This window comes from Williamsia sp. Leaf354, assembly GCF_001424365.1.
In the GTDB taxonomy this organism is placed as follows: domain Bacteria; phylum Actinomycetota; class Actinomycetes; order Mycobacteriales; family Mycobacteriaceae; genus Williamsia_A.
This window is the reverse complement of record NZ_LMPL01000001.1, coordinates 1,322,865-1,338,163: the sequence shown is the minus strand read 5'-3', so window position 1 is coordinate 1,338,163 and position 15,299 is coordinate 1,322,865. Positions and strand designations below refer to the sequence as shown.

The 15,299-nt window shown below is 66.9% G+C and carries 15 protein-coding genes and 4 tRNA genes; 9 read left to right on the top strand and 10 right to left on the bottom strand.

Going from position 1 to position 15,299, the window contains the following annotated elements:
* Window positions 1-14: 14 nt before the first annotated feature.
* A complete protein-coding gene (locus ASG12_RS06450) occupies window positions 15-449 on the bottom strand; it encodes a MarR family winged helix-turn-helix transcriptional regulator (RefSeq protein WP_055786510.1) in 435 nt (144 codons plus the stop codon).
* Between the two features lie 62 nt (window positions 450-511).
* On the opposite strand from ASG12_RS06450, the gene ASG12_RS06445 reads away from it, so the two are divergent.
* Window positions 512-1,516 carry an amidohydrolase family protein gene (locus ASG12_RS06445; RefSeq protein WP_055786507.1) on the top strand — a complete coding sequence of 335 codons (1,005 nt, stop codon included), beginning with the start codon at window positions 512-514 and terminating at the stop codon, window positions 1,514-1,516.
* A 22-nt stretch (window positions 1,517-1,538) separates the two neighbouring features.
* Here ASG12_RS06445 and ASG12_RS06440 read toward each other — a convergent pair whose 3' ends face one another.
* Window positions 1,539-2,198 (bottom strand): SDR family NAD(P)-dependent oxidoreductase, encoded by a 660-nt coding sequence (locus tag ASG12_RS06440; RefSeq protein ID WP_055786504.1) that lies wholly within the window; start codon window positions 2,196-2,198, stop codon window positions 1,539-1,541.
* Window positions 2,199-2,297: 99 nt separating this feature from the next.
* Here ASG12_RS06440 and ASG12_RS06435 point away from each other — a divergent pair, with 99 nt between their 5' ends.
* On the top strand, window positions 2,298-2,717 hold the full coding sequence (locus ASG12_RS06435) for a winged helix-turn-helix transcriptional regulator (protein ID WP_082501685.1): 420 nt from the start codon (window positions 2,298-2,300) through the stop codon (window positions 2,715-2,717).
* A gap of 59 nt (window positions 2,718-2,776) precedes the next feature.
* On the opposite strand, the gene ASG12_RS06430 is transcribed toward ASG12_RS06435, so the two are convergent.
* The 4 genes from ASG12_RS06430 to ASG12_RS06415 form a co-directional block, all read right to left on the bottom strand.
* Window positions 2,777-2,850 (bottom strand) — tRNA-Phe (locus tag ASG12_RS06430).
* A gap of 66 nt (window positions 2,851-2,916) precedes the next feature.
* Window positions 2,917-2,990: transfer RNA gene (locus tag ASG12_RS06425), tRNA-Asp, on the bottom strand.
* A gap of 61 nt (window positions 2,991-3,051) precedes the next feature.
* Window positions 3,052-3,124 (bottom strand) — tRNA-Glu (locus ASG12_RS06420).
* 113 nt (window positions 3,125-3,237) lie between these two features.
* Window positions 3,238-4,752 (bottom strand): DHA2 family efflux MFS transporter permease subunit, encoded by a 1,515-nt coding sequence (locus ASG12_RS06415; protein ID WP_055787823.1) that lies wholly within the window; start codon window positions 4,750-4,752, stop codon window positions 3,238-3,240.
* Between the two features lie 102 nt (window positions 4,753-4,854).
* Between ASG12_RS06415 and ASG12_RS06410 the strand changes: the two genes are divergently transcribed.
* Both ASG12_RS06410 and ASG12_RS06405 read left to right on the top strand, forming a co-directional pair.
* Complete coding sequence (locus tag ASG12_RS06410; protein WP_055787821.1) at window positions 4,855-5,532, top strand: TetR/AcrR family transcriptional regulator; 678 nt, start codon at window positions 4,855-4,857, stop codon at window positions 5,530-5,532.
* A 44-nt stretch (window positions 5,533-5,576) separates the two neighbouring features.
* A tRNA-Lys gene (locus tag ASG12_RS06405) sits at window positions 5,577-5,652 on the top strand.
* 512 nt (window positions 5,653-6,164) lie between these two features.
* On the opposite strand, the gene ASG12_RS06400 is transcribed toward ASG12_RS06405, so the two are convergent.
* From ASG12_RS06400 to ASG12_RS06385, 4 genes are all read right to left on the bottom strand, one after another.
* The gene (locus ASG12_RS06400) at window positions 6,165-6,455 is read right to left on the bottom strand and encodes a hypothetical protein (protein WP_055786502.1); all 291 of its coding nucleotides are present in this window, start codon (window positions 6,453-6,455) and stop codon (window positions 6,165-6,167) included.
* Window positions 6,456-6,531: 76 nt separating this feature from the next.
* Entirely contained in the window at window positions 6,532-7,203 is a 672-nt protein-coding gene (locus tag ASG12_RS06395) for a response regulator (RefSeq protein ID WP_055786499.1), read from the bottom strand.
* On the bottom strand, window positions 7,203-8,870 hold the full coding sequence (locus ASG12_RS06390) for a sensor histidine kinase (RefSeq protein WP_055786497.1): 1,668 nt from the start codon (window positions 8,868-8,870) through the stop codon (window positions 7,203-7,205). Before ASG12_RS06390 ends, ASG12_RS06395 begins: the two co-directional genes overlap by 1 nt.
* 65 nt (window positions 8,871-8,935) lie before the next feature.
* Window positions 8,936-10,375, bottom strand: coding sequence for a CitMHS family transporter (locus ASG12_RS06385; protein ID WP_055786495.1), 1,440 nt, complete (start codon window positions 10,373-10,375; stop codon window positions 8,936-8,938).
* A 200-nt stretch (window positions 10,376-10,575) separates the two neighbouring features.
* Here ASG12_RS06385 and ASG12_RS06380 point away from each other — a divergent pair, with 200 nt between their 5' ends.
* The 5 genes from ASG12_RS06380 (at window position 10,576) to ASG12_RS06360 (ending at window position 15,227) form a co-directional block, all read left to right on the top strand.
* Window positions 10,576-11,484: an alpha/beta fold hydrolase gene (locus tag ASG12_RS06380; RefSeq protein ID WP_045824223.1), complete on the top strand. Its 909-nt coding sequence runs from the start codon at window positions 10,576-10,578 to the stop codon at window positions 11,482-11,484.
* Window positions 11,463-12,302, top strand: coding sequence for an endo alpha-1,4 polygalactosaminidase (locus tag ASG12_RS06375; RefSeq protein ID WP_082501683.1), 840 nt, complete (start codon window positions 11,463-11,465; stop codon window positions 12,300-12,302). The genes ASG12_RS06380 and ASG12_RS06375 overlap by 22 nt, the downstream gene beginning before the upstream one ends.
* Before the next feature lie 91 nt (window positions 12,303-12,393).
* On the top strand, window positions 12,394-13,866 hold the full coding sequence (locus ASG12_RS21135) for an ABC transporter substrate-binding protein/permease (protein ID WP_082501682.1): 1,473 nt from the start codon (window positions 12,394-12,396) through the stop codon (window positions 13,864-13,866).
* A complete protein-coding gene (locus ASG12_RS06365) occupies window positions 13,863-14,681 on the top strand; it encodes an amino acid ABC transporter ATP-binding protein (protein WP_055786492.1) in 819 nt (272 codons plus the stop codon). Before ASG12_RS21135 ends, ASG12_RS06365 begins: the two co-directional genes overlap by 4 nt.
* 39 nt (window positions 14,682-14,720) lie before the next feature.
* The gene (locus ASG12_RS06360; protein ID WP_055786489.1) at window positions 14,721-15,227 is read left to right on the top strand and encodes a nuclear transport factor 2 family protein; all 507 of its coding nucleotides are present in this window, start codon (window positions 14,721-14,723) and stop codon (window positions 15,225-15,227) included.
* Window positions 15,228-15,299 lie beyond the last annotated feature (72 nt).

Below are 15,299 nucleotides of genomic sequence, written 5' to 3'. Positions count from 1 at the left end.
GGCTTCGCTCGGTTTCAGTCGACCGTGTCCCCGCACAGAACGTCCAGGCTCTCCAGCACGAGCCGAATCCTGTCGGGGCTCAGAAGGCGGAGTCGCCGACCCAGAACAGGTGTGATCCGCGCCCCGATGTCCTCGGTCGTCTGCACGCCGTGATCAGTCAGTCGGATCCGTGACCGGCGTGAGTCCGCGAGATCGATTTCACGCGTCACCAGGCCCGAGTCGGCAAGCTTGGACAGTGCCCTGCTGAGAACGGACGGGTTGAGACCGAGGTCGCTCACGAGATCACCCGGACTGTCGACGCCCATCGTGACGGTGCGCAGCACCAGGAAATCCACGAGGTCCAGGTGTGCGGCGGCAGCGACGTGCACCCGGGCGTCGGCCACGACCAACTTGTTCAGGCGGTAGAGCGCATCGAGCAACTGCAGCTCGGGGGCGTCGGTGTCAGCCATGGGAGAAATCTAACATCCGATGATTATTGACATGAGTCAACTATTGCGAGTTGGGTGTGGGTATGACTGATGACAGCGCCACCACACCGGGCCGGATCGATTTTCACCACCACTTCATGCCGACCGCCATGCTCACCTCAGGTTTGTTCGGCGACACCACCGGCTGGAAATTCCGTGACGAGGATGCGTGGACACCGCAGGTCAGTGTGGACTTCATGGATCGTCTGGAGATCGACACCGCGATCCTGTCGGTGCCCAACGATGTGGAGGCACGACTGCCGGAGAACAAGCGTCATCACTTCGCTCGCGAGGTGAACACCTTGTCTCGCCAGGCGGCCGACGACCACCCCGGACGCTTCGGGCTGTTCGCGCATCTACCGACCCCGACAGACACCGACCCCGCACTCGAGGAACTGACCTATGCATTCGACGTGCTCGGAGCCGATGGCGTCACCCTGACCAACGTCTACGGCACCGGTGATGAGGCCCGATCCCTGGGCGACCCGATCTTCGAGCCACTGTGGGCTGAGCTCGATCGCCGCAACGCGCTGGTGTTCCTGCACGGCGAGCAGACGCCGGGCAGCAATCGGGCCCCGAGCAGGTTCTTACCCACCCCGATCAGTGAGACCCCCAACGAGACCTACAAGGGCGCAGCCGATCTGGTGACCAGCGGCCGCAAACGGCAGTATCCGAACGTGCGGATCATCCTCGCCCATTCGGGCGGCAGCACGCCCTATCTGGCCGCCCGCGTCGCCGCACTGTGCGCGTTCCACCTCGACTGCGAACTGACCGCAGACGAGATCCTCGCCGACTTCCGGACGTTCTACTACGAGACCGCCCTGTCAGGATTCGAGACGAATCTGGTGGCGCTCGAGAACTTCGTCGACCCGAGCCACATCCTGTTCGGCACCGACTTCCCCGCCGCCAACCCGCGCACCGCCGGCTGGTTCACCGACAACGTCGACGAGTACTTTGCGACTCGTCCCGCGATTCTCTCGAAGGTCATGCATGACAACGCATTCAGCCTCGTGCCCCGGCTGAGCGCCGTAGTCCCCGCGCACCGGTGAACCTCGACTGCCGGCAAACCCGTCAGGTCAGCGCGGGGTAGCGGGAGTCGGCGTCGGAGCGTGCCTCGTACAGATCGAAGTACGTGGGAGCGATCTCGGCTGCCGACGTGCCGGGTTGCCCGGATCCGATCCACACGCTGATCGCGAGATGGGCGGCGTACACGCCGTGTTCAGTGAGCACGTTGTGCAGGTTGAGAACCCAGTTGCGCAAACCGGCGGAGGCGATGTTGATGTTCGCCATAGCCGGCGACGGCTCCACCGATCCACCTCCGGCTGTGATGATGATGGTGCCGGTTCTGGCGGCGATCATGTCGTCGACGACCTGCTTCACCACATGTATCGCACTGAAGTAGAAGTCGAGCTGTGGCTGAAGATTGGCCGGCGTGACCTCCAGGACGCCGGCAGCGGGCAAGCTGGTGTCGGCCGCCGAGAACTCGAGAACATCGACAGTTCCGAGGGTTTCACGGATCTGGGCGAACGCCGCGGTGATCGACTCCGCGTCGAGCAGGTCAGCAGTGAAGGCGGTCGCCGCGATTCCCTCGCCGTTGAGCACGTCGGTGAGGGAATCCAGCTTTGCCCGATCACGGGCGACGAGCGCGACGGTGAAACCGTTCCGGCCGAACACGCGGGCGATCTCCAGACCCATCCCTGGCCCGGCACCGACTATGACAATCAACGACACGTTCTCACCCCTGAATGGTTACTGTTTGTGTGCAACCACATCGTCTGTGTGTTTCACCGTCGCCACAAGAAGGCACATTCGTGTTCGTGAGGAGCGCCCATGTCCACCAGCGAGAACGCATCGCTCGCACACGGCGCCACCCCGCCCGGTCCGTGTGAGGGGTGGGGCGACGATGCCCCGTTGATCCGCAGCATCCTCGACCGTGTCGGAGACAAGTGGGGCATTCTCGTGATCGCCGTTCTCCGCGACACCCCGCTGCGATACAAACAGTTGCACCGCAGCGTCCCGGACATATCCCAGCGGATGCTCACCCTCACCCTGCGCCACCTCGAGCGCGACGGTCTCGTCACACGCACCGTCTACCCCGAGGTACCGCCGCGCGTCGACTACGCACTGACCCACCTCGGCGTCTCGCTCCTCGAACACGTTCTGGGCCTGGCGATGTGGGCGTCCGAACACACCGATGAGATCCGAGGCCACCGCAGCGAATATGACCGGCGGCAGTCAGTGAAAGCCTGAGAAGGTGCCGCGCGCGGCAGCTGGGCTGCATCGAAGCGCTGATCTGCGCAAACGTTGTGTGGCCAGAGTCGGGATCGAACCGACGACCTTCCGCTTTTCAGGCGGACGCTCGTACCAACTGAGCTACCTGGCCGTACGGCTTGCACCCAGTGGACCGGGCTACTTCGCCGCTTGCGGTCTTCTCGGGAGAAGACCAAAGCGACCCTGACGGGACTCGAACCCGCGACCTCCGCCGTGACAGGGCGGCGCGCTAACCAACTGCGCCACAGGGCCTTGCTTGTACATCACGTGCTCCGGCGTATCTCGAGTTGTCACCTCGAACGCCGGATCAGCGTACCCCCTACGGGATTCGAACCCGCGCTACCGCCTTGAAAGGGCGGCGTCCTAGGCCGCTAAACGAAGGGGGCCAGTATCTCCGTGGGGAGCTAGATGAGCTTAGGACATCGGCTGGAAATTTCTCAAATCCGCTGACCAGAGGACCCGGGGCCGCCGTGGCGACCCCGGGCCCTGGAGCAACCGATCAGGCGTGGACGACGGCTGCACCCTCGGGGGTGGCCGGCAGTTTGCCGCTGCGGACCAACACCGCGGCGATCACACCGCCGACCGCGAAGATGCCCGCGGCCCATCCGAACGCCGTGGTGTAGCTGTGCACCGCAGCCAGCTGACCTGCGTACGCCGGGTTCGAGGCCACTGCCGACGCGTGGTCGGTGAGGTAGCTCGCGACGGCGCTGGAGGCGATGGTGCTCAGCAGCGCGGTACCGACCGAGCCACCGACCTGCTGCATCGTGTTGACCGTGGCCGACGCGACGCCCGCATCCTCGGCGGAGACGCCCGAGATCGCGCCCTGCATGGCCGGCGCCATCGACGAACCGATACCGAGGCCCATCACGATCAGTCCGGGCAGGATGTCCGAGGCGTACGAGCTCGTCTCGGTCAGCTGCGTCAGGTAGAGCATGCCGCCGGCGGCGACGAGCATGCCGACCGTCATCAGCCAGCGCGGTCCGAAGCGCGGCAGCAGCACCGACGTCGACAGGGTCGCGGTGAGCACCAGGGCGCCGATCATCGGCAGGAACGCGAGTCCGGTGCTGATGGGGCTGAAGCCGAGGTTCTGCTGCAGGTAGTAGGTGAGGAACAGGAAGATGCCGAACATCCCGATGCCGGCGATGAACACCACCAGGTACGAACCACCGCGGGTGCGGTCGAGGACGATGCGCAGCGGCAGCAGGGCGTGGGCGGTGCGGGCCTGCAGGGTGACGAACACTGCGAGCAGCACAGCTCCGGCGACCAGCCAGGTGATGGTGGCCCAGTCGGCCCAGCCGTTGGTCTCGGCGTTCGAGAAGCCGTAGACGATCGAGAACAGCGCGGCCGAGACGGTGACGACGCCGGGCATGTCGAGTCGCGGACGGACCGCGGACTTCTGCTTGCCGATGAACAGCAGCGCGCCGACGAGAGCGATCGCGGCGATCGCGAGGTTCACGTACAGGCACCAGCGCCAGTCGGCCCACTCGGTGAGCATGCCGCCGAGCAGCAGGCCGATGGCACCGCCACCGCCGGCGATCGCGCCGAAGATGCCGAACGCCTTACCGCGCTCCTTGGGGTCGACGAACGTGGTGGTCAGCAGAGACAGGGCCGCAGGTGCGAGCAGCGCGCCGAAGACGCCCTGGCCGGCACGAGCGAACACCAGCATCTCGAAATTCACCGCGGCGCCACCGACGGCGGACATCACGGCGAAGCCGACGAGGCCGACCATCAGCGTCATGCGCCGACCGAAGATGTCGGAGAGGCGGCCGCCGAGCAGAAGAAGGCTGCCGAAGGCCAGTGCGTATGCGGTGACGATCCACTGGCGATCGGCGTTGTCGAAGCCGAGCGACGCCTGGGCGTGCGGAAGAGCGATGTTCACGATGGTGGCGTCGAGAACCACCATCAGCTGAGCGAGGGCGAGGACACCGAGGATCACCCAGCGGAGCCGGTGGTGGCGCTCCCCTGCGTTCTCCTCGAGACCCTGCGGGTCGAGGTTCTTGGTCAACGTGGTCATGACGTACTCCATGTTCTGAGCTAGGCGGAGGCATGGCCTCCGGTTACTGAGATCACGCTAGCACTAAGTGGAGATTCTGGCTCCACTTGATATGCTGTGATCATGACCACTGCTGATCAGGTCCGGACAGAACGGACAGAGGCACGCCCCTTGCGCGCCGACGCCGAGCGCAATCGGCTGCGGATCATCGCCGCCGCACGCGACCTGTTCGCCCAGCGTGGGTTGGAGGTGACCCTCGACGACGTCGCCGCCCACGCCGGCGTCGGTGTGGGAACGGTCTACCGCCGCTTCGACAATCGCGATCAGCTGATCGAGGGCGTGTTCGTCGAGCATCTCCACGAGGTCGCGACGCGATTGACCGCGGCCCTGGAATCGCCGGACACCTGGAACGGTGTGGTGACGCTGTTCACCTATGTCGGAGAATCGATGGCCGGTGACCGCGGGCTGGCGTCGGTGATGATGCGCATCGACCACACCGCGCCCGCGATCGAGACCGCGAAGCTGTCCATGACGTCTCTGATCGAGCAGGTGCACCAGCGCGGGGTGGCCGAGGGTGTCCTCCGGCCGGAGATCGAGCGCACCGATTTCTTCGCCTTCTTCACCATGCTCTCGTCCATCGCCGAGGTCACCGAATCGACCGCGCCGGGCACGTGGCGGCGCTACCTCGAGCTCATGCTCGACAGCATCCGTGCCGACGGGACGCGCCACCCGCTGACCGTCCCGGCCATGACCGATGAACAGATCCGCGCCGCGCAGGCCGCGCGGTGCCGGACCCGGTGAGCCGTCTGTAAACTCCCCCGTGCCGCGGTTCGCCGCAGGCATCAGCCCCTATAGCTCAGTTGGTAGAGCTACGGACTTTTAATCCGCAGGTCGTAGGTTCGAGCCCTACTGGGGGCACCACCACCCATCGCCAGACACTTCGCCACGAAGCGGGGTGTCCTCGTTGCCCGTGGTCACCTACGCCGGGCAGCCTTCTACAGCACAACGCGCCACCGCGAAACGTGTTCGCGGTGGCGCGTCAATTTCCCGATGTGGGGCTGCGTCAGGGCCCGGGGGGCGCGCTGCCAGGCGGTGTGCCCGGGCCGGGAGGCGCGCTACCCGGCGGCGTGCCCGGACCAGGAGGTGCACTGCCGGGAGGGCTGGCTGCCGCGGCGCCGGCGCCTACCCCCAGCCCTCCGATGACGACCATTGCGGTAGCGACGCAGGCCACTACGATCTTCGTCGCGATCGTGCCGATGGTTCTCTGACTCATGGCGCCTCCTCAGCTCGGGGACCCGTGGATTGATCTGGTCGCCACCGGCGCGGTGGTGCCCGCGCGGCTGCAACCTACTTCGATGTGGAGGTGATCGTAAGCGGGTCTAACAGACTTTACGTCGCGGGAGCGAGTGTCGGTGACGGCGAGGGACTCTTCGCTAGTGCGCGTGGCTGGGATGGCAGCAGTCGCAGAGCTCACCGCTCCAGCCGAAGCCGCGACCGGCCGAGATCTCGTCGCAGAAGTAGCACGACATGTGGTTCGCGCCGTGGAAGGCCAGCCAGTCCGTCACTCGTTCGACAGCGTCGTCGACGGCACGATTCCAGCGGTAGAGGGTGCGCAGGATCGGCCGGTCGATCAGGGCCGAGTGATCACGGTGCACGCGGTGCTCACAGAGCGGGCAGACCTCGACATCGGACGTCGAGGGCTTCGCGAGCGTGATCAGGGACACATGTGGATTATGTCCCAATCTGCCGCGCTTTTGTACGGATCATTTGAGAAAGCATACGAACATGCGACATCTGCAATTACTCCTCCGGTAGCCTGTATTCCTGCTTCGGACGGCCGGTCGTTCCGTATCGCAGTTTCATCGACAGGCGCCCGTCGGCGACCAGCGTCGCGAGGTGGCGTCGCGCCGTCGGCGGCGAGATGCCCACGGACACGGAGATCTCGTCGGCGAACACGGGCCCGTCGGCCTCGGTGACCGCCGCGAGGATCGACTGCTCGGTCTGCGACATCTCCTCCGAGCGGGGTGCGGCCACCCGTTCGCCTCGCATCGTGGCGATCGCCGAATCCACCTGTGACTGCACCAGATTCGACGCCTCGACGATCCTGCGGTACTGCGCGTACCCGGCGAGGCGGCGGGCCAGTTCGGTGTTCTCGAACGGCTTGATGAGGTAGGCCAGCGCGCCGGCGGTCAGCGCGTGACGCACGGCGGTGGCGCTGTCCTCCGCCGTGACCACGAAAGCGTCGCACCGCATCTCATGGATCAGCTCGATACCCGATCCGTCGGGCAGGTGGACGTCGACCAGGGCGAGATCGATCTCGGGATGGTCGATCAGCGCGGTGCGCGCCTCGGCCACGCTCCCGACGCGCGCGGTGGTGGTGAAGCCGATCATCGCGTCGGCGATGGAGGCGTGCAGGGCCGCGACGCGGAAGTCGTCGTCGACCACCAGCAACGACAGCTCGGTCCTCGCCATCACACTCCCCCTGACACGGTTCGCGCCGCCCGCAGCACGCCCGGTATGCGCGCCACCATCACCGCTCCACCCAACGGGTTCTCGCCCGAGACGTCGCCACCGGGGTCGCCGATGGTCACGTCACCGCCGTGGCCGCGCGCGGACTGCCGCGACAGTGCCAGACCCATGCCGCGGCCACCGGGCACGGTCGAGTCGCGGTGGCTGGTGACGCCCTCGACGAAGACGTCGTCGCGGTGGTCGAACACGATGCCGTCACCGCTGTCGTTCACCGTGACGTGCACGGTGTCACCGTCGGCGACCACCTCGACCTCGACGGTCCGCGGCTCGCGAGCACCGGTGGACGCGGCGTCGATCGCGTTGTCGACGAGGTTGCCGACGATGGTGATGACATCGACCGGCGAGGTGAGCTCCCCGTCGATCCATGTCTGCGGTCCGAGCACCAGCGTCACCCCGTGCTCGCGCGCCGAGGCGGCCTTGGCGTCGAGGAACGCCCGGAGGTGCGGTTCGGCGACGTTGTCGAGCCCGGGCGTCTCGATCGCGAACCGTCCGGTACCGGCGACCTCGTCGAGATACTCCAGCGCGGCGTCGGCGTGGCCCTGTCGGATGAGGCCGGCCACCACGTGGATCCGGTTCGCCGACTCGTGCCGTTGGGCCCGCAGCGCGTCGGTCATCGCCTTGATCGAGGCGACCTCCTGGGTGAGTCCCTCGACGTCGGTGCGGTCGATCACCGACACCACCAGGCCGAGGTCCCGGCCGTCGCGCCGCACCTGTCGCGAGCTGACCAACACGATGCGGTCGCCGACCGCCGCCGCGCGGGGTGTCTCGACCGGGTCGTGGGCGACCTCGAGAACCCGTGGCGTGAGCCCGATGTCGTCGATGCGGTCACCGACGTCACCGGTGATCGCGAGAAGGTCGCGCGCCCTGTCGTTGATGACCCTCACGATGCCGCGCGCATCGGCGGCCACCACGCCGTCTCCGATCGAGTGCAGCACCGCCTCCTGCTCGCGCACCAGCTCGGAGAGCTGATCGGGTTCGAGGCCGAGGGTGAGCCGCCGCCACCGTCGCGACAGCAACACCGATCCGACGATGCCGACGAGCAACGCGGCCGCGGCGAGCGCGGTGGTTGTGACGATGTCGCCACGGATGTCCTGCCGGACCTGCTCGGTGGAGATGCCGACACTGACGAGCCCGACGATGCGTCCGTCGGACGACCGGATCGGGGTCTTCGCCCGCACCGATTCGCCGAGGGTGCCGCGTTCGGTGGCGAGGTCGTCGGATCCCGACAGCGCCCGGAAGGGGTCGGTGGACAACGGTTGGCCGAGCTTGTCGACCTCGGGGTGGGCGAGGCGGATACCGCGGTCGTCGGCGATGACGACGAACAGTGCTCCGGTGCGCGCGGCGACGGCCAAGGCCTGCTGTTCGAGCGGCCCGTTCTCCAGGGCGGCACGTGTCGGGTCGAGTGAGCCGGGCGTCAGCCGCGAGTAACGGGTGACCTCGGAACGGACCTGTTGATCGCTGGCGACCGACCGCGCGATGGCCAGCGCGCGCTGGGCGTACTCGTCGCGCAGGCGGTCACCGGAACCGGAGATGAGGACACCGAAGCCGACGCCGAGACTCAGGACGATGACGACGATCTGCAGCACAAGCACCTGGTTGCGCAGCTTCATCCGAAAAGGGTAGGCACCCGTCCTGCGACGGGTGCCCACCTTGGTCGAACTCGGTATCTCCTCGATCAGAACGGGATGACCCCGACGAGGACGCCGACTCCCAGCATCGACAGCGACACCAGGCCCGCTCGCCACAGCACCTTCTTGTGATGATCGGCCAGCGACACCCCGGCCAGGGCGACCAACAGCAGGATCGCGGGAACCAGCGGGCTCTGCATGTGGAACGGCTGTCCGGTGATGGAGGCGCGAGCGACCTCGGAGGGATCGATGCCGTACTTGCCCGCGGTCTCCGAGAGCACCGGGAGCACCCCGAAGTAGAAGGCGTCGTTCGACATGAAGAAGGTGAACGGGATCGACAGGACACCGATCACGATCGCCATGTGCGGCCCGAGGAACGTAGGCAGGACACCGGTGAGCCACTGCGCGATCGCCTCGACCATGCCGGTTCCCGACATCACGCCGGTGAGGACCGCTGCGGCCAGGACCATCGCGACCACCGAGACGATCGACGACGAGTGCCGGGTGATGGCGGCCTGCTGCTCGGCCACGCGGGGGAAGTTGATGACCAGCGCGATGCCGGCGGCGATCATGAACAGCACCGGGATCGAGATGACGTCCATGCCGAGCACGGCCAGCAGGGCGACGGTGAGACCGGCGTTGACCCACAACAGCTTCGGGCGCAGCGTGGGGCGGTTCTCGTCGAGTGCGCCACCGGTGAAGCCCGAGTTCGGGGTGGGGGTCTCGTCGATGTCGTCGGGGCCGTCGCCGGTGCCCATCGAGGGCCGGGCCGGCGGGGTGGTGCCGTTGCCGGAACCGGGGCCGTCGAGGACGGCCACCGCGGAGTCGCCGCCGGAACCCGAACGGGCGAGGACGGATTCGCGGATCTCGATCTTGCCGATACGACGACGCTCCATGATGCCGAGGTGGTAGCTGAAGATCATGACCACGATCAAGCCGACCACCAACGAGGGGATCATCGGGACGAACACATCCGACGGGGAGACGCCGAGAGCGGCGGCGGCGCGGGTGGTGGGCCCGCCCCACGGGAGGATGTTCATGGTGCCGTTGGCCAGGCCCGCGACCACGGTGAGGACGACCGGGCTGACGCCGAGCTTGAGGTACAGCGGCAGCAGCGCCGAGGTGGTGATGATGAAGGTGGTCGACCCGTCGCCGTCGAGCGACACGATCATGGCCAGAACCGCGGTTCCGACAACGAGTTTCGCCGGATCGTCGCGCACCAGGCGGACCACGAGGCGGACCACCGGGTCGAACAGTCCGACGTCGATCATGATCCCGAAGAACACGATCGCGAAGAACAGCATCGCGGCCGTCGGCGCGAGATCCTTGATGCCGTCGCTGATCATGTCGCTGATGCCCAGCCCGGCGCCGGCGAACAGACCGAACGCGACGGGGACCAGGATCAGCGCGACCACCGGGGTGGCGCGTTTGGTGATGATCAAGAACATGAACGTGACCACCATCAGGAGGCCTAGTACTACGAGCATGGCGTCTACCGCTTTCTCACCGGACTGTGTCGGAGTGATCTGGGTCGGAGTGATCTCCGCTACATCTGGAGTCTCGGGGTCGCACAGATCACAGTCACGCTTGAGCGCGTAAGGCACGTTCTGCGCATTTCGCGCGGCCGGATGGTGTCGCCGCGGCGGAACGCCGACGACCGATACGGGGCCGGTGGCATATTCGAGAGGTGATCGACATCGACCGCCCGCAGATCGAGGGTTCCGTCGCCGTGCGCCAGGGCCGCCGGATCGGCTTCGCCGAATTCGGCTCCCCCCACGGACGTGCGGTGATCTGGCTCCACGGCACCCCGGGAGCGCGACGGCAGATCCCGCTCGAAGCCCGACGGTGGGCAGGCGAGAACAACGTACGGGTGATCGGTCTCGACCGTCCCGGAGTGGGCTCGTCGACCCCGTACCGCTATCCGTCGGTGCTCGGTTTCGCCGACGACCTCCGCATCGTGGCCGATGCACTCGGTGTCGACCAGATGGCCGTGATCGGACTGTCGGGCGGCGGTCCGTACACCCTCGGCACCGCCTACGCGCTGCCCGAGCGGGTGGTGGTGGCCGGCGTCCTCGGCGGTGTCGCGCCGACCGTCGGACCCGACGCCATCGACGGCGGCGCCATGGGCCTGGGCAAGTACGCCGCCGGAGTGCTCGAGGTGGCCGGCGCCCCGATCGGGCGGACGGTCAGTTCGTTCATCCGGGTGGCGCGACCCATCGCGAGCCCCGCCATCGGCCTCTACGGGCTGCTCTCCCCGCGCGCCGATCGGCAACTGTTGGCCCGACCCGAGTTCAAGGCGATGTTCCTCGACGACCTGCTCAACGGCGGCAAGCACCGCATGGAGGCCCCGTTCGCCGACGTCGTCGTGTTCTCGCGCGACTGGGGTTTCCGCATCGGCGACGTCACGGTCCCGGTGCGCTGGTGGCACGGCGACCGCGACCACATCATCCCGTTCCGCCACGGACAGCACGTCGTCGATCTCCTCCCCGACGCGAAGCTCTACCCGATGCCCGGCGACAGTCATCTCGGTGGCCTGGGCATGGCCACCGACATCCTCACGGAACTGATGTCGGTGTGGGACAGCACCGGTCGCTGAGGGCGCTGCTGGGGGTGATCGTCCTGGTCACCCTCAGCGCGTGCGGTCCCGACGACAGCGCCGAGCGGCCGGTCGAAACGACACCCTCGATCGCCTCAGCCGTCACCCCGCCCCCGACCAGCGGCGGCTTCGACTACCAACTGGGCGGCGCATACCCGCCGCCGGACGGGACGACCGTCGTCGAACGCGACAGCACCTCCGACCCCGTCGACGGCATCTACTCGATCTGTTACGTCAACGGCTTCCAGACCCAACCCGGCGTCGAGTGGCCGCGTGACCTGCTGGTACCCGGCGACGACGGAACCCCGCTCGTCGACCCCGGCTGGCCCGACGAACACCTGCTCGACCTGTCGACGCCGGCCCAGCGCGACGCAGCCGCCGCTCGCCAGCAGAACACCATCGACCTGTGTGCGCGCAAGGGATTCCGTGCCGTCGAGTTCGACAACCTCGACTCGTACTCACGCTCACGCGGGGCGTTCACCCTCGACGACGCCGTCGCCTTCGCGACCGATCTCACCACCAGGGCCCACCGTGCGCGTCTGGCCGTGGCGCAGAAGAACACCGCCGATCTCGAGAGCCGCGGCCGCGACGAGGTCGGCTTCGACTTCGCCGTCACCGAGGAGTGCGACCGTTTCGACGAGTGCGCGGCCGCGACCGAGGTGTACGGACCACGGGTGTTCGACATCGAGTACACCGACGATCTGCGCGGCAGCGTCGCCGATATCTGTGCCCGGTCGGCGACCCCGGCCATGACCGTGGTGCGCGACCGCGACCTGGTCCCGCGAGGCGACCCGGCGTACCGATACGCGCGCTGCTGAAAACTGCCCCGCTGCGAAGTGCCGAGGGGAATATGCCCTCGGCGCACGCTCAGGGGGCAGTTTTCGGCAGCAACCGGTGGTTGGATGAGCCATGACCTGCTCACCGTCGCTGTTCCGGCGCGCCGTCGGACTGGCGCTGATCGTGCTGGCGGCGACCGCGACCCTCGTGATCGGCGGGGTGGCGACGCCGCAGGCGCATGCCGCACCGACATTGACCACCGTCGAACCCGGGGTCCTCACCGTCGGCACCGAGGGCACCTACGCGCCGTTCACCTATCACGAGAACGGGACCGGGCCGCTGACCGGTTTCGACGTCGACATCATCACCGACATCGCGAAGAAGCTCGGCCTTCGCGTGAAGTTCGTCGAGACGCCCTTCGACTCGATCTTCCCGGCGCTGGACGCCGGTCGTATCGACATCGTCGCCAACCAGATCTCGTACTCCGCCGAGCGCGCCGCGAAGTACGACTTGTCGGAGCCGTATGTCGAGTCGGCGAGCGTGGTCATCACGCGGTCGGACGACGACTCGATCCGCTCGGTGAACGACCTGAAGGGCAAGACCTCGGCGCAGTCACTGACCAGCAACTACGCCACGATCGCGAAGGACGCCGGCGCGGTGATCGAACCGGTGTCCGGCTTCGACATCGCGATCCAACTACTCGCCCAGGGGCGGGTCCAGGCGACCGTCAACGACGAGCTGACCGCGAAGAACTACCTGACGACCACCGGCGACTCGAGCGTGAAGATCGCCGCCACGACACCGGACAAGAGCCGACAGGTGTTCGCCGCGCGGAAGAACTCCGGTCTCATGCCGGCGATCAACACCGAGATCTCGGCTCTGCGCGAGGAGGGCACGCTCGACAAGACCTACGCGAAGTACTTCGACAAGACCGAACGAGGTTCGAGCACGTGGGACGTGGTGCGCAGCAACCTCGTCCCGCTGCTGAAATCGGCGGTCACCGGCACCATCCCGCTGACCGCGATCAGCTTCGTCATCGGCCTCGCGATCGCGCTCGTTGTGGCGGTGGCCCGCATGTCGAGCCGTCGGGTGATCAGCAACGTTGCGCGTCTGTATATCTCGATCATCCGCGGGACACCACTGCTCGTGCAGCTGTTCATCATCTTTTTCGGGCTGCCGGAGATGGGCATCGTGGTCAGCCCGTACCCCGCGGCCGTCGTCGCCTTCAGCCTCAACGTCGGCGGATATGCCGCCGAGATCATCCGTGCGGCGATCGAGTCGATCAACAAGGGTCAATGGGAGGCGGCGTCGACCATCGGAATGAACTACACGACGACGCTGCGTCGGATCATCCTGCCGCAGGCGGCACGCACCGCGGTGCCGCCGCTGTCGAACACGCTGATCTCGTTGGTGAAGGACACCTCGCTCGCCTCGACGATCCTGGTGACCGAGCTGTTCCGTCAGGCCCAGTCGGCGGCGGCGTCGAGCTTCGACTACCTCGCGCTCTACAGCACCGCCGCGCTGTACTACTGGGTGATCTGCCTCGTGCTGTCGTTCGGGCAGTCGAGATTCGAGGACCGACTGCGAAAGTACGTGGCCACATGACCAGCACACGCGTCATCGAGGCGACCGGGTTGACGAAGTCGTTCCCGGGCCCCGGGAAAGACCCGATCCGGGTACTCGATCACATCGACTTCACCGTGGAACCGGGCTCGGTCTCGGTCATCATCGGTCCGTCCGGGTCGGGCAAGACGACGATGTTGCGATCGCTGAATGCCCTCGACATCCCCGATGGCGGCGTGATCCGGATCGGCGAGGTGAGCGTCGACTTCGCTGCGCTGGGCACTCCGCGCACAGGCCTCGGCAGCGGACGGAAGCTGTCGCGTGCCGACAACGCACTTCTCGCGCGCTACCGGCTGCAGAGCGGCATGGTGTTCCAGTCGCACAACCTGTTCCCCAACAAGACGGTGCTGCAGAACATCATCGAGGGCCCGGTCATCGTGCAGAAACGCGACGCCGAACAGGCTCGCACCGAGGCCCGCGAACTCCTCGACCAGGTCGGCCTGGCCGCGCAGGCCGAGCAGCTCCCCCACCAACTCTCGGGCGGACAGCAGCAGCGTGTCGGCATCGCCCGAGCGTTGGCGATGAAACCGACCGTCGTGCTGTTCGACGAGCCGACCTCGGCGCTCGATCCGGAGTTGGTCGGCGACGTCCTCGGCGTCATCAAGGACCTCGCGACCGCGGGCACCACGATGGTGATCGTCACCCACGAGATCCGCTTCGCCCAGCAGGTCGCCAACCAGGTGCTGTTCATCGACGGTGGCGCGATCGTCGAACGCGGAGCGCCGGCCGACGTGATCGGCGCACCGAGCAACGACCGCACCAAGACCTTCCTCAAGCGCATCCTCGACCCGGCCTGACCCTTACCAAGCGAGCGCTTGATCGCCTACTCTGCGGGCATGCCCGCACCCTTCACCTCCGAGGAACTCAGCGCTGCCTTCGCCCGTTTCGAGGCGACCACCGAGACGTGCGCGGCGAGCGGCGACTGGAACCCGTGGGCCGAGCAGTTCACCGTCGATGCCGACTACATCGAGCACGCGATGGGGACCATGAAGGGGCGCGAACAGATCCGTCCGTGGATCGCGAAGACCATGGGCACCTTCCCGGGCAACCACATGGTGGCGTTCCCGTCGTTGTGGCACGTCACCGATCCGGCGACGGCCCGGGTGATCTGCGAGATCGACAACCCGATGCGCGATCCGGGGGACGGTTCGGTGGTGTCGGCGACGAACATCACGATCCTCACCTACGCCGGCGACGGGCTGTGGTCGTGCGAGGAGGACGTCTACAACCCGATGGAGTTCGGCCAGGCCGCGAAAACATGGTGTGTGCGGGCGAAAGAGAGCGGCACCATCACCGCCGAGGCGCAACGGTGGCTCGACACAACGGGCGCCTTCTTCCCCTGAGGTCAGCGGTACCGCGGGAGACCGTGTCTGTTATTCGTCACGACCGTGTTGCGGAAACTTGGGTCGCACAGG